A 26,090-nucleotide genomic window follows, 5' to 3' on the forward strand; every position below is an offset into this window, starting at 1 on the left:
ATGTGGACTCGAAGTAACAAGGAGGGGCGCACATGTCACAATCAGTGAAACGAAAGAGGCATATGAACGGACTGGATGGCTTGCGAGCCATCGCGGTACTTGGCGTCATTGCTTATCATTTAAATTTAGATTTTATTCCGGGCGGGTTGCTCGGTGTAGGTATATTTTTTGTTCTGTCGGGCTACCTGATTACAGATATTTTGTTATCTCAGTGGCGGGAACATGGTCGAATTGCTTTAGGAGATTTCTGGTTAAGGCGATTTAGGCGCCTATTGCCTGGCATGCTAACGATGACGGCGGTTGTGATGCTCTGGCTGTTGTGCACAGACTCGTCCCGGCTTGCTTCACTGCGAGGGGATATTTTATCCGGTGTTACGTACATAAGTAATTGGTGGTATATTTTTCACCATGTTTCGTATTTTGAAAGTTTCGGCCCTCCATCCCCTTTTGGACATTTCTGGTCACTGGCTGTCGAGGAACAGTTCTATCTGATCTGGCCTCTTCTGTTGATCGCAACGATTGTGTTGTTCAAAAGAAAAGGATGGCTCGTCGTGTTCATCATTGTCGCAGCTGAACTGTCAGCTGGTGCAATGGCTATCATGTATAACCCGGATTTGGATCCAAGCCGTGTATATTATGGGACAGATACCCGGGCATTTGCATTGCTTGCGGGAGCAGCGCTAGCTGTAGTCTGGCCGAGTCGCAAGTTGTCTGGAACACTGCCTGGGGTAAACAAGCTTGTATTGGATGCAGTAGGAGTTGCTGCCCTAGCGGTGTTGATCTATATGATGCTGAATACCAGTGAATACGACGCGTTCCTGTATCAGGGCGGGATGGTGCTGCAAGCGGCTGCCGCGACAATATTGGTGGCTGTCCTCGCGCATCCTTCGTCTTTCTTGGCACGCCTCATTGGGGCAAAACCATTGCGCTGGATTGGTGAGCGTTCGTATGGAATGTATCTATGGCATTATCCCATCATAGTTCTGACCAGTCCTGCTGTAGATACGGGCGGTTCACATCCTGTGCGTATGCTACTACAGGTAGCGGCAACCGTTGTATTTGCGTCCATGTCACTAAAATATATTGAAAACCCGATTCGGTATAATGGATTTCGCGCATCCTTGTCTAAATTGTGGGGAAAAGGGCGCATATCCCTCGTTCCCCGGCATGTCTGGTGGAAACGGACAGGTCTTCTGATGACGTTGCTGTTATTATGTTATACCGTGTCACAGATGGTGATGCCCGCAGCGGCCAATTCAGATTCTCATTCGGTATCGATGTCTACCGTGTTGAACGGAGAGAAGTCTGCTGAAGAAAAGGGGCAGGATGTTGTACCGACTACAACAAAACCTTCGGATTCCGGGAAAAAGAATCAAGCATCTCAGTCTGGTCCTGAATCAGGGTCTGATGCAAAAACGAATGGAAATAACGAAGCTAAAGCCGGATCAGCAGAAGGGTCGAAACCAACTAAACCGGGAGAATCCTCCCATGTAGACGGGGATCAGGACAAGGCGTCCGAGAATCAACCTGATTCCATTTCGTCCACTTCTGGCAACGAAGAAAAAGATCCATCGGGTTCAAAATCTGATGATGGCACCAAGGATGCAACCGATTCAGGTGAAGAAAACACTTCACCAGCACCCGTCGTAAAGAACGGAAAAATCCAATACACGGTTATTGGAGACTCGGTTATTTTGGATGCCAAGCCTTATCTGGAGCAGAGTATATCCGGTGTGTATGTCGATGGCCATGTTGGTCGTCAGATGTGGCAAGCCGGGGATGTGCTGAAGGATCTGAAGCGTAACAAGCAAATGGGCAGCCAGGTGGTGCTAGAGCTTGGAACGAATGGTGCATTTAACTCCAAAAATTTAAAAGCTGTGCTGGATGGCCTGAAGGATAAAAACCGGGTATACCTTGTCACAGTACGTGTGCCGCGTCCTTGGGAACGAACGGTCAATAAGGCTCTGACGGAGGCAGCCTCCAGTTACAGTAATGTTTCTCTGATTGACTGGAATCAGGCGAGTGAAGGCCATGACGAATATTTTGAAAAAGACGGAGTGCATCTGACCGCTGAAGGTTCTGAAGCTTTTGCAGCTCTGGTGAAAAACAGTCTTCGATAAACAAGTTGATAAACTGAATCTATAATTTGAACTTATCTTTGTATTTTAATTTTTAATGTGACGTTATGGGTTTATCCAATAGAGTATGAATCCATCTTTAAAGTCTCTCCCTGACAGCAATGCGATTGAAGTTATGTTGACTTCATGACGTTGTTTTGGGAGAGATTTTTTTGATATCCGGGCGGGAACCGATATTATTCACCCCTGCATCCGTGGATCGTCACCTTACGCTATGGTAGCGTTACCATTTACAATACAGGTATCCAATGCTCAAGGGGGAGTATAACGATGTGGAAAAAGTGGTTTTCAGGCATGCTGGCATTAAGTTTATTTGCAGTTATTCTGGCAGGGTGCACAAGCGGTGATTCATCCGAATCAGGCAGTGGAAAAGACAAAGTCTCCGTGACCATCTGGCATAACTGGACCGGACAGGACGCCAAAGCGGTGGCGATGCGGAAGATTATCGAGGATTTCCGTACGGCACATCCAGAGATTGAAGTGGTGGATGAAGGTTTGCCAACGGACGGTCTCAAAACAAGACTGCGCACGGTGGCGGCAGCCAACGAGATGCCGGATCTATTCGTTATGTGGCCAGATGCGATGACGAAGGAGTTCGTAAAAGGAGATTTGCTGCAACCAATCAATGCCGAACTTGATGCGAAGCCGGAATGGAAAGAACATTTTATTCCGAATGCGCTGGATGGATACACAGTAGATGGAAATATTTATTCCGTTCCGATGAATCTGGCACCAAGCTCTTTTATTTATTACAACGAGGCGCTCTTCAAAGAACATAACGTAAAGATTCCTGAAACGTGGGCTGAATTGGAGCAGGCGGTTGCTTCGTTTAACGAAAAAGGAATTATTCCGATGGCTCTTGGTAATAAAACGAGCTGGGTTGCCCAGTCCACTATTTTCAGTACGCTGGCTGATCGGGTGACGGGTACAGACTGGTTTTTGAAAGCGGTATCCCAGGATGGGGCAAGCTTCACGGATCCGCAATTTATTGAAGCGTTGAAGAAGATGCAGGAGCTTGGCAACATCAAGGCTTTCCAGGACGGATTCAACAGTATTGATGAAACCCAGATGATGCAGCTTTATTTTCAAGGGAAAACAGCGATGGTCATGAACGGCGGGTGGGCGCTCGCAAACCTCGTTAACAATGCACCGGAAGAGGTGCTAAACAATACACATATTACGATTCTGCCCCCTGTGGAAGGCGGCAAGGGTGAACCAAGAACAACATCAGGCGTCGTTGGTACGGGTCTTGGTGTCAGTAAAAAGTTGAATGGTGCACAAAAAGAAGCCGCAATGGAACTTTTCTATGCACTGGCTGGTCCGGACGGTCAGAAAGCTACGCTGGATAGCAGCACACTGGTGAGCTACAAAATTGATCTGGATAAATCCAAAGCACATCCGTTATTCGTGGAATTGTATGACCTGATGCAGGAAGTGAAAATCACACCGGTATATGATTCCAAGCTGGGATCGGCTACGGTTGAGGTCATTAATAACGGATTGCAGGAGCTGCTTATGGGCGGCAAAGCGGAGGATATTGCAGGCAGAATTCAAGCAGCGCAAGCGAATGCAATGAATCAATAGGTTGCTTTCTGCTTTTGACTACTGATTTGATTAACGAAAGCACAGTTCATTCCCCTTCCCGGCAGGGGAGGGGTTTTTAGATTGTGGTTAAAGTCCGATGACGGACAGAAGAGAATGGCAATAACGAGGGGAAGTGAACCGATTGAACGCATTGCAAAGTCGGCGTTTCATTATGCTGGGGCTTGCTCCGGCTGTCATCATTTATGCATTGTTTGTGTTTGTACCGGTTGTGTGGTCAGCATATTACGGCTTTTTCAACTGGTCTGGCATTGGGGCATCGACGTATATTGGCCTGAGCAACTATGTGGAAATCTGGAATGACGCGATCTTTTGGCGTGCTTTAAAAAATAATGTCATTTTTGTGCTGGCTTCGGTGTTTGGTCAGATTCCATTAGCACTTATGCTGGCAGTTATGCTGCACAAAAGCAATCCGCTTCAGCGCTTTCTGCGCTCGGCCGTATTTCTGCCGATGGTACTGTCAACTGTGGTTATCGGGATGATCTGGCAGTACATTTATCATCCGCAGATCGGTATCTTGAATTTCCTGCTGGATGCACTAGGGCTGGAGAGCTGGAAACTGCAATGGCTGTCCGATGCCAAGATTGCGATATTTTCTCTTGTGCCACCCTTGCTCTGGAGCTTTGTTGGATTGTATCTGATTATTTTCATCTCCGCTTTGCAGAACATCCCGGGTGAAATCCATGACGCGGCCAAAATCGATGGAGCTTCGGGGGTCCGCAAACTGGTGTCGATCTCTCTGCCGATGATTTGGGGCACGGTACAAGTTGCAATTATCTTATGTATTTCAGGCAGTCTGAAGTCCTTTGATCTCGTCTACATTATGACCAAGGGCGGACCGGCCCACGCAACGGAACTGCTTGCTACGTACATGTATAACTCGACGTTTACAACGTACCGCTACGGTTTCGGTAGTGCGATCTCTACAACGATTGTTTTGATTTCCTTGCTGCTCATTGGAACAAGCCAGTGGGTGACTAGCCGGAAACGCAAAGAAAACCGATAGAAAGGAGGCATGTTCATGCAAGTTACACCTGTGTCTATGACAACAAGGCGAGGCCGCTCAGGACATCCTGTTCGCCGGATACGCAGCGGAATCGTTTGGACGCTGCTGACGGTCTATGGTATTTTAACATTGTATCCGTTTTATTGGCTTGTGATTAGTGCGTTCAAAACAAATGAGGATTTCTACAGCAGACCTTTTGGCCTACCGGCACACTGGAATGTGGCCAATTTTACCAATGCATGGGAAAGTTCGAAGCTCGGAACAGCCTTCGGTAATTCACTGACGGTATCGATTGGCTCGCTGATCCTAACGCTGTTTATAGCTGCGCTGGCTTCATTCATTCTGGCACGATTTCAGTTTCGTTGGAAAGGGCTCATCATGACGTTTTTCGTTGTAGGTATGCTCATTCCGATCCATAGTACACTTGTTCCATTATTTATTTTGATGAAACAGATGTCATTACTGAATACGTACTGGGCATTGATTCTGCCGTATACTGCGTTTGCATTACCTACAGCGATCTTTGTACTTACAGCGTATCTGGTCAGCATTCCGCGTGATATTGAGGAAGCGGCGTTTATGGATGGAACGGGGCTGTGGGGGCTTTTCACCCGAATTATGCTTCCAATGTCGCTGCCTGCACTCTCCACCGTGACCATTTTGAGTTTCCTGCATGCGTGGAATGATTTTTCTTTTGCCCTTGTATTTATTAATAAAACCGGATTGAAAACGTTACCGCTTGCCATTGCGAACTTTGCAGATGGATATCAGACCGATTATGGTCTAACGCTTGCTGCCATGACTCTATCTGTGATTCCTACAATTATTGTATATCTGATTTTTCAGGAACAGGTCATGAAGGGCATGACAGCAGGTGCAGTCAAAGGGTAAGCGAAAGCGTATCCAAAGGAGGAACAAAGTTGGTTCGCTGGCTTACATCTTCACTACAGCGTAAGCTGTCCGTGGTTGTTACAGCTTCAATGATTGTGCCGCTACTGGCGCTCGGCCTATTTGCTTTCCTGTTCTCTTCACGCATTACAGAGGAAAAAACGAAACTGTCGGGGATGGATACGTTGAAACAAGTGGAGGCGAATCTTCGTTACATGCTCCAGGATGCTGAGAATTTATCCATTTTCCTCATTGGAGAACGGGATATTCAGCAGTATTTAAGCGGTGATGAGGACCATGAACGGGATCGCTTGGACATTTTGGGTAGAATGACGAATCTGGCTGCATCCAAAAAATACATTGCGAACATTGCCATTTATCCTGGACGTTTTGACGCTGCGTTATCAACAGCCACTTGGTATGAGGTGCAAGGGACGAATCTGTTTTACCCTACGCTTCCCAGTGGAAATGCAGATAAAAGGTGGACGGGGGTGTACCCTGTCCGCAATTATGCAGGGATTCAGAATGTTATTACTTTGATTCGGCCCATCCGTAGTATTCACGATTATCGTCCGATCGGCTGGCTCACCATCAGCTTAAATGAAAAGATGATCTCTAAAGGATGGCCGGCACTTGGACTGGGCAGAGGAGAAGGCAGACTGGAATTGATCGGCAGCACAGGAGAGGTACTATCCTCCATGGATAAATCCCGGCTCGGGCTTCATGTGTCTGATCTCGAACCAGGACTCATTACACGCATTCAGAAGGGGTATAGCGGAACGACTACGTATGGCGAAAATGAATTAAAACGTACAGTTCTCTATTACCCTGAGGAATTGACGGGCTGGACGCTTGTTGGAACGGTTCCTTATGAACAATACCAGTCGGAGAATAGTTATATTTTAATTTTGACAGCGATTGCAGTTGCGTTGTCAGCATTAATCAGTGGCGGCCTGATCTGGTTTACGATTCGTAGGGTTACGAGGCCGTTGCTCTTATTAACCAGACATCTTTCTCGAATTGACCCGAAGCGTCCACTGCCCTTATTTCGGTCAGAGAGTGATGATGAGATTGGCAAGTTGGGCGAAAGTTACAATCTGCTTGGTGCGCATATCGAGATGCTGAAGAAAGAGACTATCCGCGGTGAAGCTCGAAAAAAAGAAGCCGATCTGCGTGTGCTTCAGGCACAGATTAATCCTCATTTTCTCTATAACACGCTTTCCTCCATTCACTGGATTGCACTGATGTCCAAAGAAAACCGGATCGCAGATATGGTAGAGGGACTAAGTGATTTTTTACGAATCAGTTTGAATAAAGGAGAGGATTACTGCCCGGTTTCTCAAGAAATTGCACATATCCGTCATTATGTGAGGGTACAGTCGATTCGTTTTCCAGATCAGTTCGTGTTGCATTATATTGTTGACCCTGCATTGGAGAGGCAAATGATGCTGAAGCTTCTGTTACAACCATTAGTGGAGAATGCAATGATTCACGGGATTCAGCAGGCAGGAAGACAAGGGACCATCACGATTATGATTCAGAAGGATGCGGTGGCTCAGCGAATGAATATTCTGGTGCTGGACGATGGTGCAGGAATGGCTCCGGATCAGCTGGAGCGATTGAGGGCAAATCTTATTCCCACGGATGAGGGAAACATGCCTTTATCCGGCAATCATCCACAAGAGAATCAAAAAGGGGAGAAACTGCAATTGCAGCATACGTTGTCCGATGGAGGGTATGGTCTCCGTAATGTGAACGAAAGACTGCTGCTCCATTATGGAACGGATGCGTTGCTTGAAGTGGACAGCAGAGAGGGCGGGGGTACCCGGATTTCGTTCTCCATTCCAATCCTGGAGGAATCGCCATGAGATTATTAATCGTTGACGACGAAGTTATTATTCGCACCGGGCTCGCAAGTGTGATTGCCTGGCATGAACTTGGTATTGAACTCCTTCATCCTGCTGCTTCTGCAGAAGAGGCTTTGACACGCCTAGCCGAGGGGCGCCCGCATATTCTGATGACCGATATCCGGATGAATGGTAAGTCGGGACTAGAGCTAGCGGAAGAGGCATTACACTTGCTCCCAGAGCTTGAGGTCATTATTTTATCGGGTTACGATGACTTCTCTTACGCTCAGCAGGCTATTCGCAATGGGGTCACGGACTATTTGCTGAAAACGAGTAAACCGGAAGAGATCATCAAAACGGTGTTGCAAGCCAAGTCAAGAATTACCGAGCGGTGGGCAGAAAAGTCGCGCGAAGGACAATGGTTGCGTGAGAACCGGGAAAGACAGTTTGCCGGGTGGGTAATTGAAGGCAATACCGATTCGGTGAATTGTCCAGCCTTTCTGATGTTTGGTGAGGAAACAGAGTTGCCCAATCAACCCATGCATCAAGGTAGGGATAGCGATTTGTCTATGAGCAGACAAGTTGTTTTGATTGATGCCGAGGGCTGGGGGCGCTCTTCGGATGCGTTGCTCCGGTTCGCTGTTCAAAATATGTTGGAAGACGTTCTAGCCGGAGCGATTGCTCAGATTGAGAAGCAACATATTGTCTGCATCCTGCCTTATGCTTCCGACATGGGCGTAAGCGGATACAGACTGGAGGATGGGTTAAGACGGGTGGAACAATGGTTAAAATGTTCGCTTCGGGCAGCGATGGGTGAGCCTGTTGATCACGCCACCGGACTGAACCATAGCTATCAAACGGCGCTGACAGCTTTTCGCCACCGTGGTCTGGTAGATGCCAAAGTATGGCGCTATGAAGAAATCAGCGGCAGGAAAGGCGGCAAAACGGTTCTGACACACGAAGAGGAGACAACTCTCGGTACGTTGCTACTGGACAATGATCCGGTCACTCTCACCACATGGATACGTGATCTGATGACGACACTGATTGCTGAGCCTGACGTCACTCCAGCATCCTATGCAGCCTGTCTGAACTCGGCAGTTATCGCGGGACACCGCTGGCTTGCGCGGACACTACAGGCGATTGGAAGAGAACAACCAGCCCGACTTGAACCTTGGACCCCTGAACCGGATAAGACATATACAGAGATAGGGGATGAACTGTTTCATCATCTGTATGATCTGATGCAAGCATATCACAGCCGTATGGGACAAGGTCAGGCTGCCCATGTGCAAAAAGCGATCGGTTATATTGAAACTTCACTTACACAGGATGTCAGTTTGCAGCAGGTAGCGGGGCAAGTACATTTGCATCCCGGACATCTCAGTGAATTGTTTAAAAAAGAAATGGGCGTGACCTTTGGCGACTTTGTGACGGACATGCGGATCAGACGGGCCATGGATATGCTTGTTGTGTCGCCGGCGAAAGTCAGTGAAATCGCAGCAATTAGCGGTTATGAGGACGTGAAATATTTTAGCAGGCTGTTCAAAAAGCATACAGGCAAAACACCGAGTGAATACCGGGAGCAGGCACTTATAATCAAATCTTCAGGCAGCTAGACGGGAGGAGCAAGGGTACAATGGTAAACGTTTATCGTTCAAGTCAGGATCTATCAGGACAGTGGAAGATACAACATTACGAAGTTGGAGAAAAGCGAGCAATGGATGTCGCTGCTGCAGCGCTGGATGACCGATTCTGGATCGGGGCAACGGTGCCTGGGGATGTGCATGGAGCACTTGCAGAACGTGGTATCATTGATGCGCCTTATTTTGGACATAACGATGCCAAGAGTCGCTGGATTGAGCAGAAAGAATGGTGGTATCGCACTACCTTTAATCTGGATTCAGATGCATCACCCGAGGAGCGTATTGAATTAGTGTTTGAGGGTTTGGACACGTTTGCTACGGTGTATGTCAATGGACATGAGGTTGGAGAAACAGCTAATATGCTAATGATTCACACATTGGACGTGACCCGTCTGGTGCGAAGCGGCTGGAATGCCATTGCGGTGCGATTTGATCCACTTCATCTTCATCATCGTGATAAGGAGATGTTTGACTGGTCTTCGTATACGAAAGAACGCCCTTGGCTGCGTAAAGCAGCAATGAATTTTGGCTGGGACTGGGGGCCGCGCATCGTAACAGTGGGCATTTGGGGAGCTGTACGCTTGGAGCGCTACACGGTTGCCAAGCTGCAGAATGTGTACGCCCGAACGAAGTCTGTGAGTGAGAAACAGGCCCGAGTCCAAGTCACGGCAAATGTACAATCGGTTCTTTCTTTCCGCAGCAGGCATAAACGGACAGAGCCTATTGTTACCACTTGTGATATTCGCCTTCTGAACAACAATGGAGATGTTGTGGCAAGTTCTGCCTCATTGTCTGTGACTGAGGGTAAAGCAGAGACGGAGTTAGACGTGCTTCACCCCCGTTTATGGTGGACTCATGATCTGGGTGAACCCTATCTGTACAACCTGGAAGTTACGTTGTATGCGGATGGCATAGCTGTGGATCGTTATGACCAACCTTATGGCATAAGGACGATTGAACTGGCGCTGCATAATGAGCAGGGAGAGGGGCGCTTTGCTTTTATACTGAACGGAGTCAAAATATACGCCAAGGGAGCAAATTGGATACCTGCAGATCAGCTGATTGGAACAATTCCGAGCTCGCGATACCATGAACTTGTAGAGTTGTCTGTAGAAGCACATATGAATATGTTACGGGTGTGGGCAGGGGGCATCTATGAAAAAGATGTCTTTTATGATGAGTGTGATCGGCAAGGGGTGCTCGTATGGCAGGATTTTGCATTTGCCAATGCGCTATTCCCGGATTTCAATCGTGATTTCATGCACAATGTACAGCAGGAGGTTGAGAATAACGTCCTTCGTTTACGTAACCGTGCTTCGCTAGCGATCTGGTGTGGTAACAACGAAATCGATTGGTTGTTCGACATGAAGACGGCGAGCGGTGATATCACAAGTCCATTCTATGGGGAACATATCTACCATGAGTTAATCCCTGAGGTTTTGGAGCGGCTTGACCCGTCTCGTCCATATTGGCCTTCTTCACCTTATGGCGGAAACCATGGACAGGACGCGAATGATCCGGATACCGGAGATCGACATAACTGGCAGGTGTGGCACGGTTCTGTATATCCGAGGAAACAAGGAGAAGTACCGGTGCTGGATTACAGCATTGAAGGAGTCACGTTTAGAAATTATAAAAAGGACCATGCGTTGTTCAGCAGTGAATTTGGCATGCATGCTTCGGCTAATCGGTACACGCTGGAGAAAAATATGCCTGCTGGTCAGTTTTACTGGGGTAGTCCCGAAATGGCCTATCGCAACAAGGATACCAATCATCAGAAAGGCATTCTATTGATGGAAGGGTACACGGGCATTCCTCAGAATATAGAGGAATACATGAATTTTTCCATGTTGACGCAGGCAGAGGGACTGCGCTATGGTATTGAACATTTTAGACGAATCAATGATCGTAACAGCGGTGCTCTGGTATGGCAACTAAATGACAGTTGGCCAGGTACAAGCTGGTCGATGATTGATTATGAACTGCTGCCTAAGGCCTCCTTTTATTATGCAAAAACGTTCTTTTACCCTGTGCTACTGTCGCTGGAGCATGAGCCTGGACAACCGCTAGCCTTATGGATCGTTAACGATACACAGGATGAAGTGGCGGGACAACTTCGGCTGCATGTTTATGACCTTCATGGAGAGCGGCTGCATTCCACCACATATGAAGTGAATGCGCCTGCTCAATCTTCGATGCAGATCGAAACATTGGAGGAGGCCGAAGTACTCGGCATAAAACAGGCGGAAGAAGTGATGGTAGAGCTGCAGGCCGAAGGATTTAATGCGCCCATGAATCGTTACTTTTTGCGTGACCCTAAGGATATCGCGCTGCCACAGTGCCAGCTCAGCGTTCATGTGAACGAAGAGGAACAATCGGTTACCGTTACTGCGAGTGGTGCGATTGCACGTATGGTGAAGCTGGAACTGCCTCTAGGACGAATTCGATTCAGTGATAACTATTTTGATCTGCTTCCAGGGGAGAGTCGAACCGTAACCCTTCGGCATCCAGAGATTAAAAGTTTGCCACTCACCGAGCTGACGGTAAGTGCGATGAATGGTATTGAGATTTGAAACCGGTGTAAGCATTCTACGTAGAGTAGTATACGATTGTACATTCCGACAACATTGAAATATGTAACATGAGAGGAGGATGTACACAGAATGTCTTTTGTGTTTTTTCCCGGAATCTTCATATTTCTATTGATTATGATTCTGATGGTTATTTTCATCGTTTATGTTATCCGTAAGGGTAAAAAGTTGTTTCGTCGAATCGATAGTCTGGAAAAAGCCGTATATGATCAGAGCAACCTGTCGCCCAACACGAAGTATGGTGAGCGACATCCCGATCATGCTGTTCCTGATAAGCCGGCAGAGCAAGATAAACCTCGTTGATAAGTTAGAAGCCATGATAGCCCGTAAGGGACTAACATGGCTTCTTTACTTTTGGTTTAAATCTATACTGGCAGCCTGATCTCTAATTACCGGAAGGATTCATAACGCTGCTGAAAAGAGGATTCCATCTCCACTTGGCGTGACAACTGTTGCTGTACTTTGGAGCCACGAATGGCTTGCAACTGCTGCAACACCTCGGTAGATTTGAACTCGTCCTCTGCCAACTGCAAGAGCAGTTCAGAGAGAATATCGGCATCCTCTAACGCAGCGTTCAGACCAAACGCTCCTGTTGGCGTCATCGTGTGAGCAGCATCCCCAATAAGCACGACATTGTCATCTGTCCACTTGGAGCTATAACTGCTCTCAACGGACAGCAATACGAAGTCACTCCAGTCCTTAATATGTGCAGCGACAGAATCGGCAAGACAAGGGAAGGCGGCTACCAGCTTACCTACAAAAGGAGCAAAGGGCTGTTCACGCAGCTTGGCATACCCTCCTTCGGGAATGTTCCATCCAATCTGTACATAACCGCCGTATTGTGAAAATAACGCGAGCTGCTGACCATCCATGCTTGCCATGCGAACGGCAGGTTCCCATCCTGATGGGGCAGGAATACGTGCCCATAACAGATCGTAGCCGTGCTTGCGAATCTCGGGTACAAGGCCAGCATGTTTGCGTACCGCTGAATATCTGCCGTCAGCACCAATTACTACGGATGCTCGGATGGAGGCAGGAACACCATTTTGCCGCACGTTAATGCCAGCAATACGACCACTCTTGTCCCGAAGCAAACCGGTCATGACTGTATTAAAGCGAACCTGATGTAACGGGCTTAGTGCTTCAGTCTGGGCCGTAATCGCTTCGAGAAGATGGTCTTGTGGTACGTGCACGCCAACATGATACTCCCCTTTGCTTGGATCGGGGTTAATGGTATGGATAATGTTTCCTTCTTCCCAATATTGAATCTGCTCCAGATGCAATAAGCCCTGCTCTTGAATGTGGGAATATAATCCGTGTTTCTTCAAAATAGCTTCTCCGTCTGCATTCAGCAGTTCTCCACGGAACGATTTATGCAGATGAGGCTGTCGCTCAATGAGTAATGTAGAGATGCCTTTCCGGTTCAGTAGATAGGAAAGCAAGGCGCCTCCCGGCCCTGCCCCAACGATACATACATCTGTATGACTGATATCGCTTGTTTGAGGTTTCATCGATTTCATGTGCATGGTTCCCTTGCTATATAATGGTAAAGATATGTGGATGACAATTGTTTACTTTATGATAACAGATTTATTTAAATCATTAAGTAACTAAAAGTAACTTAAAAGGATATACGTTATTATAAACAAAGTGTTCCTTATATACAATAGGCCAAATTCAAATTTTTTTATTATTACAAAGAAATGAATCCAGTTGCTCACCAGGGTACCTCGTTTTTTTTCACAACCAAATGTGTGTAAATATGTTACAATATAAGGCAGGTTATGATGAAAGGCAGGAGGAACGGATATGAGCCCGAATACGGAGCGAAACTCGCAATTGGCAAACGTTGATCAATTGATGGAGGCCTTCTTCAGATATAAAAATAAAGTATTGGATCAGAAGCAAAAGTCGGAAACGAACTGCAAACTGAATCCAACGAAAATCCATATATTAGGCATGATTTTACGTGAAAAACGCTGCATGGCCGTTGATGTAGCTCGTCAGCTCAGTCTGTCATCCGGAGCAACAACCATTGTGCTTAATCAACTGGAAAGTGAGAATCTCATTCAACGCGAACGTAGCGAGGAAGACCGCAGAATCGTGTGGTTATCCTTAACGGACGAGGGAGAGCAATTAACCAGAACGCTGAATGCCAACCGCGGTCGCATGACATGGGAATTGTTACAAGCACTTACGGAGGAGGAGCAGCAGTTAATGCTGGGCATGCTCAAGAAAATAGAAATGAAGCTGCTGGAAGATATGAAATCTTTCGAGCAGACGTACCGTTAATGCGTATGACACCTGAAGACGTCAGTCCTCATCTATTCGTCCCCACTACCGGGCATGAATTTGTGAAGACTGGCGTTTTACGTGTTACAGCAGTGCCTATAGATGAAAGCGGGATACATGATCGTTCAGACCTTCTTGTATAAGTATGGCTTTCTGTCTGCTGCCCATTAAGTCAAAATGGGGGAAGGGTTGTCTCCGATGAATGTAACGTGGGTCTAAACCGTGTTCGTTGCACCATTTTTCCAGACGATTCAGGTCGGCGCAGCCTACTTTGGTAACACTGGTGATGCCAGGAAATCTGGAATCGATCCAGAAATGAGTGAGATAAGCGATCTCCCCACGAGCGACACGTTCTTTCCATGCTGCAAGTTCTTGCCGTTTGATCCCAAAAGCCATAGATGAACGTTCCTTTCTAACAGAGTATGTCTCTCACATATTGTACATCTTATATATGAACTCAATCAAAATGTTTTGGTACGATGCGTATCAGCTCCATTGAATTGGGTAAATGAATATGAAAACTTTGTTATAAACACCTATGTTTTTGTTAAAATAAGGCATCATGAACAATTTGTTACTTATACAGCGGAAAGGGTTGTCATCATGGAACTATTCATTGCGGTACTTGTATTGCTGGGACTGATCGGTTTTTCTAACGTGTTGAACCGGTTTATACCGTTCATCCCTGTTCCGCTTATTCAGATTGCACTAGGTATAGCTGCAGCTTTGTTACCGGCTGGTGTGCACCTGCCACTGAATCCGGAATTGTTTTTTGTGCTTTTTATCGCTCCTTTACTGTACAACGATGGGAAAAGAACACCGAGAAACGAACTATGGAATCTGCGAGCGCCGATTCTTCTGCTCGCGCTCGGGCTGGTATTCGTTACGGTTGCTGTTGCCGGATATGCCATACACTGGCTGATCCCGACCATTCCACTGCCTGCCGCATTTGCACTTGCGGCCATTCTTTCTCCGACAGATGCAGTGGCTGTAGGAGCTATGGCTGGACGTGTGCATCTGCCCAAAAGCATACATAGACTTCTTGAAGGCGAAGCGTTGATGAATGATGCTTCGGGCCTGGTCGCATTTAAATTTGCCATTGCGGCGACAGTTACGGGGGTTTTTTCACTCGCCCAAGCGACAGTTAGTTTCATTATAATCGCAGCAGGAGGTTTGATCGCTGGAGCGCTCATGTCTTTTCTGTTCATTCGGCTTGGGGTATGGATTCGCAGATTGGGAATGGAGGATGTAACGATCCATATGTTGCTTCAGATTCTGACTCCATTTGTCATCTATCTGGTGAGTGAAGAGATCGGAGTTTCCGGCATTCTGGCTGTGGTTGCAGGCGGGATCATTCATGCGATTGAACGTGACCGGGCTGAATCGGTTCAGATTAAGATGCAAGTGGTGTCTGCGAGCACTTGGTCTGTTATTTTATTTATTTTGAACGGCCTGGTGTTTGTTATTCTAGGTGTACAGGTTCCCGATGTGCTTAGTAAGATCTTTGTGAACGTGTCATTTAATAACTTTGAAGTGTTAGGATATGTACTGCTGATTTCAGGACTACTTGTTCTGCTTCGTTTCCTGTGGATCTACTTGTTCTGGCAAGTTAATGAATGGTTACGTGCCAAGTCCTCTATTGGCAAACCCCGTTTCAAGGAAATTACAATTCTCTCCTTATCGGGGGTTAGAGGTGCGGTAACGTTGGCTGGTGCATTTTCGATTCCATTTGTACTACAGGATGGTTCCCCGTTTCCCGAGCGAGATTTGATTATTTTTCTGGCAGCTGGCGTCATTTTGTTCTCTCTGATTGCTGCAAGTGTGTTATTGCCTGTGTTAGCCAAGGACGAGGGGAAATCCTCCGAGGAAAACACACCACATAAGTCTGAACGGAGAGCACAGGACATTATGCTGAATGCCGCCATTCGAGCGGTCAAATCCGAGATGAACGAAGAAAATAAAGCCGCTGCACTGGCCGTTGTATCCGACCTGTCCAAATATATCAAACAGGTGACAGGGCAACTTAGTGTAGATAACCGTAAAGCGTTGCAGAAACAGGAAACAGCTATCAATTTGATCGCTACCCGTGCGGAGCGTAGAGAAATTGAAGTGATGATGGACGAAAATGCCCTTGGTCCCGAAGCGGCTTTCAAATGTGATAACTGGCTGGATCGCAAGGAGATGATGCTCTCCAACCGGACGAACACTCAGCTACTGGCGTCGCTTAATGAAATCGGAAGAATGCTCAGCCAACTGTTCACAAACCGTTCCAGCAAACAAGAACAGCCCTTTATGCTTGAAAATGCAGAACTGTTTCGCAAAGTAAAGCTGCGTACGTCCCAGGCAGCGATCAAGGCTATCCGAGCACAGATGAATGACACCAATCGTGTGGCGGCCCTCTCGGTCATCTCTAAATATGAACGGGTCATTGCGAAACTGCGTGCCTGGAATCAGGATAAGACGACTGAAGATCCGTTTAATCAGGATAAATTGGAGCTTCAGATGGTAGCCATTCAGGAGCAGCGTAATACCGTACAGCAATTATATGAGAACGGGGAGATTACACGCGATGTTGCAGCCAAATTACGTCGTTATATCAATGATGTAGAAGCAACTGCTCTGAAAAACGATTAATCATTATTAATCAACATTCATGAGTTCACATGAATCGGGCAATGCTAACGGAGAGTTTGACGTATGAAAATTAAAGTGAGGATACGATATGACCCTGAAAGCCACCCGATTCATCGCATTATTCATGCTGACCGGAATGATACTTAGCAGTTTGACAAGTTCAGTGTATGCCAAGCCCGTTCAGAAGAATCGTCAGTATTACGAAGAACGGGGCGAGATCGTGTGGGAAGTTCCCACACAGGACAAATTGATCGCACTGACTTTTGATGATGGACCAGACCCTGTTCAGACACCGCAAATTTTAGCGTTGCTTAAACAGTATCATGCAAAGGGAACCTTTTTTGTACTCGGGAAATGGGCAGAGAAATTTCCTGACATTGTCAGGCAGGAGCAGCTGGAAGGGCATGAGATCGCAAATCATACTTTTGCACACACGTATGCCGTTCGCTCCACAAAAGCGGACAAATACATGAAAGACATGGAAGCAGCAGAGGCTTCGATTGTGAGTGCAGGTGCGCAGCGCCCATTGTTGTTCAGACCACCTGGAGGGTATTACAACGACATGGTGATTCAGGCTGCTAAGCAAAAAGGGTACACCATCGTATTATGGTCTTGGCATCAGGATACTCGAGACTGGGCTCTACCGGGTGTATCCGCGATTACGAACAAAGTGTTAAAGAATGCTCGCAATGGAGACATCGTTTTGTTTCATGACAAAGTGGAGAGCAGATCCCACACGATCGATGCCCTGCGAACGATTTTGCCTAAACTGCAGGAGCAAGGTTTTCAGTTTGTTACCGTATCCGAACTTCTTGCCGTTAAAGCTCGTGAAGCTGCCAAGGATGGGATGTCGTCTGGTTTACCAAAGAGGCAGCACTAGTTCCAGTAAGATGAACAGCAAGGAACCCTTGCCTGTGGAGGGCAAACAGAACTGAAAGCAAGACCGCATAAAATGATGTTTATGTTACATACAACCGCAGGCCTCCTGAATTAATCATGGTCTGCGGTTGTTTGACATGAATTTTTTCAAGCAAATGCATTCGGGCTTGTTGGAGATGAAGCCAAACGTTTCGGAGAACAGTCACACGCTTTTGTTTTACAGTCGAAACGTCTACAATAGATTAAGTCTTTAGATTAGAGCCGAATATAACATTAGAGAAGGTGAATATATTGAATGGACAAAAGCGAGCTGACATCAGACCTGGCCTAGAGGTTGATATCGTACTGAAACAAGATCAATCCTCAGGCAAACTGACGAGAGGAATCGTCAAGGATTTGTTAACCAATTCTCCTTCACATCCCCATGGCATCAAAGTGCGATTGACGAATGGTCAAGTGGGACGAGTGAAACAAGTGATTTCCGCAGGTAATCCATCGTAATGAGCATGAAGGGGAGGCTGGATACTACCGATAAAGTGCTGACCCATCTGTCGGCTGGTAATCAACGTCAGCAAGATGCTTACCGTGTCCTGCAGGATAGCAGACTGCTAGTTATGCTTGCTCCCTACTCCGCTTACCCCGCTGGAACGGTACCGATCGATGTTGATCTTCCTGACAGCGATCTGGATGTGCTGTGTTATGTGGACGACCTGGACACTTATCAAGCAGCGGTGAGAAGTCAACTCGAGGTTATTGCGCTTAACGGCAAAATACAGTGGACATACGGAGTTGGTAATTCAGATCAGAAAGCATATGTTACATGTGAACTGAAATTGGGGGCATGGCCTGTCGAGATATTTGCCCAATCGGTGCCTATTGATCAGCAAAATGCTTACCTTCACATGCAGGTGGAATGGAGTTTGTTACAATGTTGGGGAGAGGCGGGACACCGCGAGATTCGCAGACTTAAGCAAGCAGGGTGGAAAACAGAGCCTGCCTTCGCTCATGTACTAGGGTTAGAGGGTGATCCTTACATAGCAATGCGAGATCTAGCCAGCCTGCAGGAAACGGAACTGTGGGACTTTGCCAGGTCACGCGTCACATTTTAGATGAGAAAGATCGCTACAATTGTAGTTACCGTTAATCCGAGTATAACCGGTTTCAGGTTACGCCGTGCCAGCTCAAACGGGCTGACCCCGCAGATGGCGGCTGCCGGAATTAGCGCCCACGGAATCAACGTTCCGCCTCCAACCCAGATGGCAGCTACTTGGCCCAGTGCGGTAAGTACCGGCGCCGAGTCTGCTGAGCCTGCAAACATGCTAGCAATGGACCCCACAAGGGAAATTCCCGAAAAACCTGAGCCATCCAGGCCTGTTACAGCTCCAGTGACGGTCATTGTAATTGCCCCAACGGTTCCATTCATCGGCACAATCCCCGCAAGTGCAACGCCAAGATCATTGACGATCCCGTGTGAGCCCTCAGGTAAGGGGTTTGTAAACAACTCCGTAATGGCAGCATCCCCGAGATAAAAGAATGCGGCAATCGGAATGACCGGACCAAATACTTTGAATCCGAACTGGAATCCTTCGATAAGATAATTAGTCGTTTCCTCTGATCCGTTATGACGATGTGCGGCAATGGAAACAGCAATAAGAATAACGACGGCGGTTCCGCCGATTAGTGCCGTTGCATCCCCGCCCTGAAGGTTCAGCACAAACATCAGTACGACATCCAGTGCGAATAACAACGGAATGAGTACAGCGAATGTTTTTCTCAGACGAAGAGGCATTGTCGGGAAGGGTGTAGGGGAATGGGGTTCTGACTGTAACTCAGATGCTGATGATTGTGGCTGCTCAAGCTCCTGTTCCTTCCACTGGGTGGATTTCATTTCTTTGCGAAGCATCCAGAAGGCGGTAAAAGTAGATACCGTACCCATGACGACGACGAGAGGAACACTGGCAGCCATCACTGAAGTAACTGGAATACCTGCTGCGTCTGCAGTAAGTTTGGGAGCACCTTGGATAATGTAATCTCCTGACAAGGCGATGCCATGCCCAAACAGGTTCATCGCGATGGCAGCTCCAATTGGAGGTAATCCTACCCGAACGGCTACGGGCAAAAGTACTGCTCCAATCAAGGCTACTGCAGGAGATGGCCAGAAAAATAAAGAGACGACCATCATGATAAGTCCAATGCCCCAGTATGCAGCTTGAGGCGTGCGAATAAATCGGGTGAGCGGTGTGACCATGACTTCATTAATACCTGTTCGGATCAGAACACGACTCATCGCAACGATAATTGAAATGATAAAGATTGTACTTAATAATTCCTTTGTTGCGTAGATAAAGCTGTTGAAAACCCCGGTGACAGAACCACTTAACGTTTCTGTTGCCAGCAGTCCAATGGTCATAATGCCTGCGACACAGATGATCGTTGTGTCTTTGCGACGAACCATGACGGCGATAATCAAGATAATAAAAGCCAAATAGACATAATGCAACGGGATGAGTTGAATATTTATCATCATAACAGCCTCCCTGTATCCCGGGTCATCGATCCTGGGAGTGCTATATCCTATGCATGTCAAGCCCGGATGTTCAAGGAGGTTATGAGAGTCAAAGGATATATCCTGCTTCTTAAATTGAACTATTCATTTACACTTTAACGGAGAGGACAGAAAAAACCTGGAGAAGCGGAGCGCTCGCCTTTATCACCGGATTTTCCCTTTTATTAAAGGGAATCAAAAAAATCTGGGGATAACAGCGATTGGAAGGTTATTCTGTCATTGGAGTGCTCGGTGTAAACGTCTTTAGTTCAGCTTATAGAGCAGGATTTTTTTTACATTCAGAGAATTATATGAGTGAAACGAAGCATCACACGACAGAGCATATGGCTATATCAAGTCACAAGAACGCACATCCTTGGGTCACCGGACCTGATAGACAACGTCAAACCGAGGTGATTACAATATACATGCCATCTTCAGGGAGAAATTAGAAAAATTCAGCTCAGCCTGAATCAAAAGGACGTTAATGTATGAACTTGATCCGTTCATTGCGCTTTAAATTTATTGTGGGACTCACGCTAATCATGTTGCCGCTATTTATGCTGTTGTACTACAACAACGTGTACGCCATGAAGGTCGTGCGTGACAAAGTATCCCTTACCAATATGAATCATCTGGCCAAAAACGTGGAACAGAATGAGCGTGTATTACAGGAAACCAATCGATATTTATACAGCTTGGGCGAGCGGGACCCTGATATAATCTCCCTGTTTTTTCTTCAATACGGAAGCGGAGACTACACCATTGCCAAGCAGCGAATTATGAACAAATTTATGACCGATATCGGATTTTACAATCTCATCGATTCATTTTATCTGTATGATGCGGTGAATGATGATCTGTTGCTCGCGACCGCAGGTAATTATGATATTAAAAAATCGGTGGTACAGCGTAATATGCCTGCCCAGTTGCGGCAACTGGAGGGTGATATTCAGAAGCCGGAATGGAGCATTGTTCGCGGAGGATCGTTTAATGCGCTTGTGAAAACGGTACGGATTAATCAGCAGTTCTATGCCGGAGCACTGGTTGATATGAATGCGCTGAATGATTCGCAACAATTTGCTGAATCGGGGGACAGAGGCGGTGCGGTTATCGTTACACCTGATGGCAGAGCTTTATCGGATTCTACGTTGAATGCCGGACAAATCAGGTTGGTCGCAGATCATTTGACCGGTTTGGAAAGTCCATATCAGGTGATCTCTGAACGGGGTAGCGCGGCTCGTCAATATTTAATGGTTGGCATTCCTTCCGCAATGTCGGAGATGAACTATGTCGTGTTATTGCCAGAGGAAGATATGATGCGTAATCTGCCGTTTTTCCAGCAGATCATCAGACTGCTTCCGATCGGGGCAGCCGTTATTTTGATCACGGCACTTTTTTTTCTGCGACAGCTTCTGTTTCGTCCAATGAACGCTCTGATTCGGGGAATGAGAAGGGTTAGCCGGGGGGAACTGGATGTGACGCTGGATGCGCCATCCTCGTCTGAACTGGAGTTTGTGACACGCAGCTTCAATCAGATGATTCAAGAGATTCAACATCTGAAGATTGACGTGTATGAGGAGCAGCTGCGGACACGGGAGGCAGAATTCAAACAATTGCAGATGCAGATTAATCCTCACTTTTACCTGAATTCTCTGAATATTATTCACAGCTTAGCCTCCCTGCAAAAACATGAACTCGTACAGCAGATGGCGGGTCATCTGGCGGATTATTTCAGATCTAGCTTAAGAGCTGGCAAACGTGTGATTACGCTGGATGAAGAGATGGAGCACATTCGGCATTATCTTGAGATTCAGAAGCTGAGGTTCCCGAGCAAGCTTGATTTTGAACTGGATATTGGCGAGGATGTGGGGCAATATGTTCTGCCGCCGCTGACAATTCAGCCTTTTGTTGAAAACGCAATTATCCATGGTTTTCAACGCAGAATGCAGTCATTTGTAATTCGAATTACCGCCCACCTGACGGAAGCAGCGGGCACTCAGGCCGGAGGCGGTACGCTCCAGCTTCAAATTATGGACAATGGCGTAGGATTCGAATCAGTGCTGCTGGAGCAGTTGCAACGGGGGGAATATGCCAAAGATCCCGGGGGCCATCATATCGGAATATGGAATGTTGCCCATCGGTTGTTAGTGAAGTATGGCCCGGAGGCCAGAATAATGTTTGAAAATAGGATAGACGGAGGCGCTGCAATAAACATTTATCTGCCTGCTCAGACCGAGGAGCAAGAAGGGGGAACTCATGCGGAACCTGTTAATCGTGGATGATGAAGTGTATGCCTTGCAGGCTATGCTGGAAGGGGTAGACTGGAAGGCGACCGGCATAGATCAGGTGTTTGGGGCATGTGATGTCGAAGAAGCAAGACAGGTCATTCGAACCCATGCCATCGACATTTTGATATGTGATATCGAAATGCCCGGGGAAACGGGACTGGACCTACAGAGCTGGGTATTGAAGCATGACCCCGGCATCCTGACGATATTTCTGACAGGTCATGCGTTGTTCGATTATGCCCAGACCGCTATCAAACTGAACAGCTTTGATTATCTGTTGAAGCCTGCTCCCGCTGACCAACTTCTCAAAGTCGTTACAAGGGCATTGGAGAAGATCAGTGACGGAGAACAGCGCACCCGCACGAACGAAGTTTACGAAACCGTATACAACCGGTGGAAAACACATAAACCTTTACTGACGGAACGATTTTGGAAGGATGCGGTGTCTCAGAGAAGTACCCTTACACCACAGCGACTACAGCAACTGGCTGAACTGTACGGTGCAGAGATTGATCCCGAGGTGCGCGTACTGCCCATCGTGATTTCAGTTGAAGAGTGGGTGCGCGAATTTAATCTGCGCGATGAAGAGGTGCTGGAATATGCTCTCCGCAATGCAGCCAGAGAAATATTGCTCGGCGATAAGCCGGGTGAGGTATTCCAGGATCACAGCGGGTTAAACATTGTGCTCGCTTATGAACAAGATGGCGTTATCCTTGCTGCGGGTGAAGCGGAACAGCGCTGCCAGCGTTATATTCAGGAGTGTGGCACATACTTCTATTGCCGTTTGTCCTGTTATGTCGGTGCACCCGTATCTGTAATCGAACTGCAAGGTATGTTAAATGAACTGATGGATATGGAGCGGCGCAACATTAAGGAGCTGGAAGAGGTTTTTGTTTACGATGAGCGAGATCGGGATCAAGAAGACCGGTTTTTGCCCATCCCATGGTTCTCGGAGCTGTCTATCCTTTTTGAAACAGGTAAAGTAGAAGATTTGCGGGAACGCGTGGATGAAATCTTCGAGTTGCTTGCTGCCCAGGAGGGTTTATCTCCAGAGATACTGCGGCTCTACTTCCATGCCATGTTACACGTTGTCTACCCGCTGCTGCATCAGAAAAATGTATCCATCCGCAGCTTGTACCCCGGAGAACGGGAGCCGGAAGAAACGGTAGTTACAAGGTCATTGCCGCAGTTAAAACAGTGGACACTTGATCTCATTGATCGCGTCATTCCAATATTGTACCCGGACGATCATAATCCGATGTCGATTGTGGATCAGTTATGTATCTACATTGAGAACCATATTGGTGAAGAGCTGATGCGCGAGGAACTGGCTGCTTTTGCCGGATTTAACCCGGCTTATCTGTCCCGCTTGTTCCGTAAAGAGAAGGGAATGTCCCTGTCCGAATTCATTCTTCAGCGCAGAGTAGCTATGGCGAAAACGCTTTTGTCTCAATCTACCGTCAAGGTGACGGATATCGCGGGTAAAGTCGGGTACTATAACTACTCTCATTTTACGAAAATGTTCAAAAAATGCACCGGCATTACGCCGCAGGAGTTTCGCAAACAATCCAGAACCGTGTAATCAGGCGCAGCATGCTGCGCTTTTTGTTTGTTTTTTATGGGATGAAAGTCATAATTTGATAACTGAATAGGTCACCACAGCAGATAGAGGACTTGATCGACCCGCCGTATACTTGAACCACAGGAGGCGCACGGAGCTTCATCCTGAGGAAGAATTCAAGAGGAGTGAGGGAGAACACGTTATGAAGACACAACCCCAAGCGGGTAAGGGCGTACGGATATCGGAGATACCGGAAGGCACGGTTCGAAAGCGCAAGTCCGTGTTGTACAATCTTGGCAAGTACAAGGTACTTTACCTGATGTTTTTGCCAGGCATTCTGTTTCTGCTGGTAAACAATTATATGCCGATGTTCGGCGTTCTGATCGCATTCAAAAATGTAAATTACGCGGATGGAATATGGGGAAGCCCGTGGAGCGGGTGGGATAATTTTAAATACCTGTTCTCAACCAGCGATGCATGGGAGATTACGCGAAACACCCTTGCCTACAACACCGTGTTTATTGCACTTAATCTTACTGTCGGTGTAGGACTCGCCATTTTGCTTAACGAGGTTAAAAACAAAGCGATGTCCAAACTGTATCAGTCGCTGATGTTGTTGCCTTATTTTTTATCGATGATCGTGGTTAGTTATCTCGTTTTGGCTTTCCTCGGCAAGGACTCGGGATTTATGAACTCAACCATACTGCAAATGTTCGGAGGACAGCCGATTGACTGGTACTCGGAACCGAAGTATTGGCCGTATATCCTGCCGCTGGTGAATACGTGGAAAAATATTGGTTATTATGCTGTCATTTATCTCGCCGCTGTTGTGGGCATTGATGAAGAATATTATGAAGCGGCTGTGCTGGATGGTGCATCGAAGTGGCATCAGATTCGTTTTATCACCATTCCATTCTTGATTCCGCTAATCGTTATTATGACACTGCTTCAGATTGGCCGTATCTTCTATGCAGACTTCAGCTTGTTCTATCAGGTTCCACTGGAATCAGGTGCGCTTTTCCCTGTAACCAACGTACTTGATACGTATGTATATCGGACATTCCTCATAGGTGGAGACATCGGGATGTCATCTGCAGCAGGTTTGTATCAAGCGATTGTCGGTTTTGTCCTGGTGTTGGTGTCGAATACCATCGTTAGACGGATCGACAAAGATAATGCATTATTTTGAGAGGAGGCAAGTCAGTTGTGAAAACACGTGATCCATTAGCTGTATCCAAGCGTTCCGCAGCCGTCATTCATTTTATGTTTCTATTCTATGCCATTGCCTGTATCGTGCCGATCATACTGGTCTTCGCCATCTCTTTCTCGGACGAGACAACGGTTATTGCCAATGGCTACAAGCTCATACCGGAGCAATTCAGCCTTACAGCCTATGAATTCCTATTTAAAGATATGGATCAGATCATTCACTCTTATGGAATTTCTATCATTGTTACGGTCGTAGGTACGATTACAAGTGTGGCCTTGACTGCACTATATGCTTATCCGTTATCGCGGAGAGATTTACCGTACCGCGGTTGGTTCGCCTTTTTCATCTTCTTCACGATGTTGTTTAACGGAGGACTGGTTCCCTGGTATCTGGTGTACGTCAACGTGCTGGATTTGAAAAACTCGATCCTTGCATTGATCCTGCCACTACTTCTGTCACCATTCTTTGTCCTTGTCATGCGTACGTTTTTTGCGAACTCCATTCCCGTATCCATTCTGGAATCGGCTCGTATCGATGGAGCAGGTGAATTGAAAACGTTTTTGCGAATTGTACTGCCGCTTTCATTGCCTGTTATGGCAACTGTTGCGCTGTTCAGTACGCTGAACTACTGGAATGACTGGTACCTTAGTATGATTTTTATTTCGGATAACCGGACGATCAGCCTTCAGTACCTTATGTACCGGACGCTGCTCGATATTCAATATTTAACAACCAACTCCAACGTTTCTTCACAGATTTCTTCGCAGGGCGGACTTCTCAATCTGCCAAACAAAACGCTGCAAATGGCAATGGCTGTCGTTGGTATTGGTCCAATTGTACTGGCATATCCATTCTTCCAGCGTTACTTCATCAAAGGTCTGACGGTGGGTGCTGTGAAAGGATAACTCCGGCCGGTTAGGGAGTGAGTAGGATCAACCGAAGATAGACGAAAGGGCATAT

20 protein-coding genes are annotated in these 26,090 nt (G+C 46.9%); 17 read left to right on the forward strand and 3 right to left on the reverse strand.

Annotated features, from left to right (window positions below):
• Positions 1 to 32: 32 nt before the first annotated feature.
• The 8 genes from AC1VYS_RS10520 (at position 33) to AC1VYS_RS10555 (ending at position 12,021) form a co-directional block, all read left to right on the forward strand.
• Positions 33 to 2,120 carry an acyltransferase family protein gene (locus AC1VYS_RS10520; RefSeq protein WP_482914189.1) on the forward strand — a complete coding sequence of 696 codons (2,088 nt, stop codon included), beginning with the start codon at positions 33 to 35 and terminating at the stop codon, positions 2,118 to 2,120.
• 288 nt (positions 2,121 to 2,408) lie between these two features.
• Positions 2,409 to 3,722 (forward strand): extracellular solute-binding protein, encoded by a 1,314-nt coding sequence (locus AC1VYS_RS10525; protein WP_482914190.1) that lies wholly within the window; start codon positions 2,409 to 2,411, stop codon positions 3,720 to 3,722.
• A 142-nt stretch (positions 3,723 to 3,864) separates the two neighbouring features.
• Positions 3,865 to 4,746, forward strand: a complete 882-nt coding sequence (locus AC1VYS_RS10530) for a carbohydrate ABC transporter permease (protein WP_482914191.1) — start codon at positions 3,865 to 3,867, stop codon at positions 4,744 to 4,746.
• 36 nt (positions 4,747 to 4,782) lie between these two features.
• Positions 4,783 to 5,637, forward strand: coding sequence for a carbohydrate ABC transporter permease (locus tag AC1VYS_RS10535; protein WP_482914960.1), 855 nt, complete (start codon positions 4,783 to 4,785; stop codon positions 5,635 to 5,637).
• 29 nt (positions 5,638 to 5,666) lie between these two features.
• Positions 5,667 to 7,502 carry a sensor histidine kinase gene (locus AC1VYS_RS10540; protein WP_482914192.1) on the forward strand — a complete coding sequence of 612 codons (1,836 nt, stop codon included), beginning with the start codon at positions 5,667 to 5,669 and terminating at the stop codon, positions 7,500 to 7,502.
• Entirely contained in the window at positions 7,499 to 9,100 is a 1,602-nt protein-coding gene (locus AC1VYS_RS10545) for a helix-turn-helix domain-containing protein (protein WP_482914193.1), read from the forward strand. The genes AC1VYS_RS10540 and AC1VYS_RS10545 overlap by 4 nt, the downstream gene beginning before the upstream one ends.
• A 20-nt stretch (positions 9,101 to 9,120) precedes the next feature.
• Complete coding sequence (locus AC1VYS_RS10550; protein ID WP_482914194.1) at positions 9,121 to 11,700, forward strand: beta-mannosidase; 2,580 nt, start codon at positions 9,121 to 9,123, stop codon at positions 11,698 to 11,700.
• 90 nt (positions 11,701 to 11,790) lie between these two features.
• Positions 11,791 to 12,021: a hypothetical protein gene (locus AC1VYS_RS10555; protein WP_482914195.1), complete on the forward strand. Its 231-nt coding sequence runs from the start codon at positions 11,791 to 11,793 to the stop codon at positions 12,019 to 12,021.
• Between the two features lie 86 nt (positions 12,022 to 12,107).
• Here AC1VYS_RS10555 and AC1VYS_RS10560 read toward each other — a convergent pair whose 3' ends face one another.
• Positions 12,108 to 13,238, reverse strand: a complete 1,131-nt coding sequence (locus tag AC1VYS_RS10560; protein WP_482914196.1) for an FAD-dependent monooxygenase — start codon at positions 13,236 to 13,238, stop codon at positions 12,108 to 12,110.
• Positions 13,239 to 13,527: 289 nt separating this feature from the next.
• Here AC1VYS_RS10560 and AC1VYS_RS10565 point away from each other — a divergent pair, with 289 nt between their 5' ends.
• Positions 13,528 to 14,010 (forward strand): MarR family winged helix-turn-helix transcriptional regulator, encoded by a 483-nt coding sequence (locus AC1VYS_RS10565; protein ID WP_482914197.1) that lies wholly within the window; start codon positions 13,528 to 13,530, stop codon positions 14,008 to 14,010.
• Positions 14,011 to 14,106: 96 nt separating this feature from the next.
• Here AC1VYS_RS10565 and AC1VYS_RS10570 read toward each other — a convergent pair whose 3' ends face one another.
• Positions 14,107 to 14,406: a hypothetical protein gene (locus AC1VYS_RS10570; protein WP_482914198.1), complete on the reverse strand. Its 300-nt coding sequence runs from the start codon at positions 14,404 to 14,406 to the stop codon at positions 14,107 to 14,109.
• A gap of 207 nt (positions 14,407 to 14,613) precedes the next feature.
• Here AC1VYS_RS10570 and AC1VYS_RS10575 point away from each other — a divergent pair, with 207 nt between their 5' ends.
• The 4 genes from AC1VYS_RS10575 to AC1VYS_RS10590 all read left to right on the forward strand — a co-directional run bounded on the left by AC1VYS_RS10575 (position 14,614) and on the right by AC1VYS_RS10590 (position 18,632).
• Positions 14,614 to 16,644 carry a Na+/H+ antiporter gene (locus AC1VYS_RS10575; protein WP_482914199.1) on the forward strand — a complete coding sequence of 677 codons (2,031 nt, stop codon included), beginning with the start codon at positions 14,614 to 14,616 and terminating at the stop codon, positions 16,642 to 16,644.
• 88 nt (positions 16,645 to 16,732) lie between these two features.
• Positions 16,733 to 17,524 carry a polysaccharide deacetylase family protein gene (locus tag AC1VYS_RS10580; RefSeq protein ID WP_482914200.1) on the forward strand — a complete coding sequence of 264 codons (792 nt, stop codon included), beginning with the start codon at positions 16,733 to 16,735 and terminating at the stop codon, positions 17,522 to 17,524.
• Between the two features lie 290 nt (positions 17,525 to 17,814).
• Entirely contained in the window at positions 17,815 to 18,024 is a 210-nt protein-coding gene (locus AC1VYS_RS10585) for a YwbE family protein (protein WP_482914201.1), read from the forward strand.
• A 5-nt stretch (positions 18,025 to 18,029) separates the two neighbouring features.
• Positions 18,030 to 18,632: a DUF4269 domain-containing protein gene (locus tag AC1VYS_RS10590; RefSeq protein ID WP_482914202.1), complete on the forward strand. Its 603-nt coding sequence runs from the start codon at positions 18,030 to 18,032 to the stop codon at positions 18,630 to 18,632.
• On the opposite strand, the gene AC1VYS_RS10595 is transcribed toward AC1VYS_RS10590, so the two are convergent.
• Positions 18,629 to 20,047 carry a hypothetical protein gene (locus AC1VYS_RS10595; protein ID WP_482914203.1) on the reverse strand — a complete coding sequence of 473 codons (1,419 nt, stop codon included), beginning with the start codon at positions 20,045 to 20,047 and terminating at the stop codon, positions 18,629 to 18,631. The genes AC1VYS_RS10590 and AC1VYS_RS10595 overlap by 4 nt on opposite strands.
• A gap of 512 nt (positions 20,048 to 20,559) precedes the next feature.
• On the opposite strand from AC1VYS_RS10595, the gene AC1VYS_RS10600 reads away from it, so the two are divergent.
• From AC1VYS_RS10600 to AC1VYS_RS10615, 4 genes are all read left to right on the forward strand, one after another.
• Positions 20,560 to 22,353, forward strand: coding sequence for a sensor histidine kinase (locus tag AC1VYS_RS10600; protein WP_482914204.1), 1,794 nt, complete (start codon positions 20,560 to 20,562; stop codon positions 22,351 to 22,353).
• Entirely contained in the window at positions 22,328 to 23,941 is a 1,614-nt protein-coding gene (locus AC1VYS_RS10605; protein ID WP_482914205.1) for a response regulator transcription factor, read from the forward strand. Before AC1VYS_RS10600 ends, AC1VYS_RS10605 begins: the two co-directional genes overlap by 26 nt.
• Before the next feature lie 181 nt (positions 23,942 to 24,122).
• Entirely contained in the window at positions 24,123 to 25,109 is a 987-nt protein-coding gene (locus tag AC1VYS_RS10610) for an ABC transporter permease (RefSeq protein WP_186809556.1), read from the forward strand.
• Positions 25,110 to 25,126: 17 nt separating this feature from the next.
• On the forward strand, positions 25,127 to 26,035 hold the full coding sequence (locus AC1VYS_RS10615; protein ID WP_090924403.1) for a carbohydrate ABC transporter permease: 909 nt from the start codon (positions 25,127 to 25,129) through the stop codon (positions 26,033 to 26,035).
• Positions 26,036 to 26,090 lie beyond the last annotated feature (55 nt).

This window comes from Paenibacillus sp. G34, assembly GCF_056856875.1.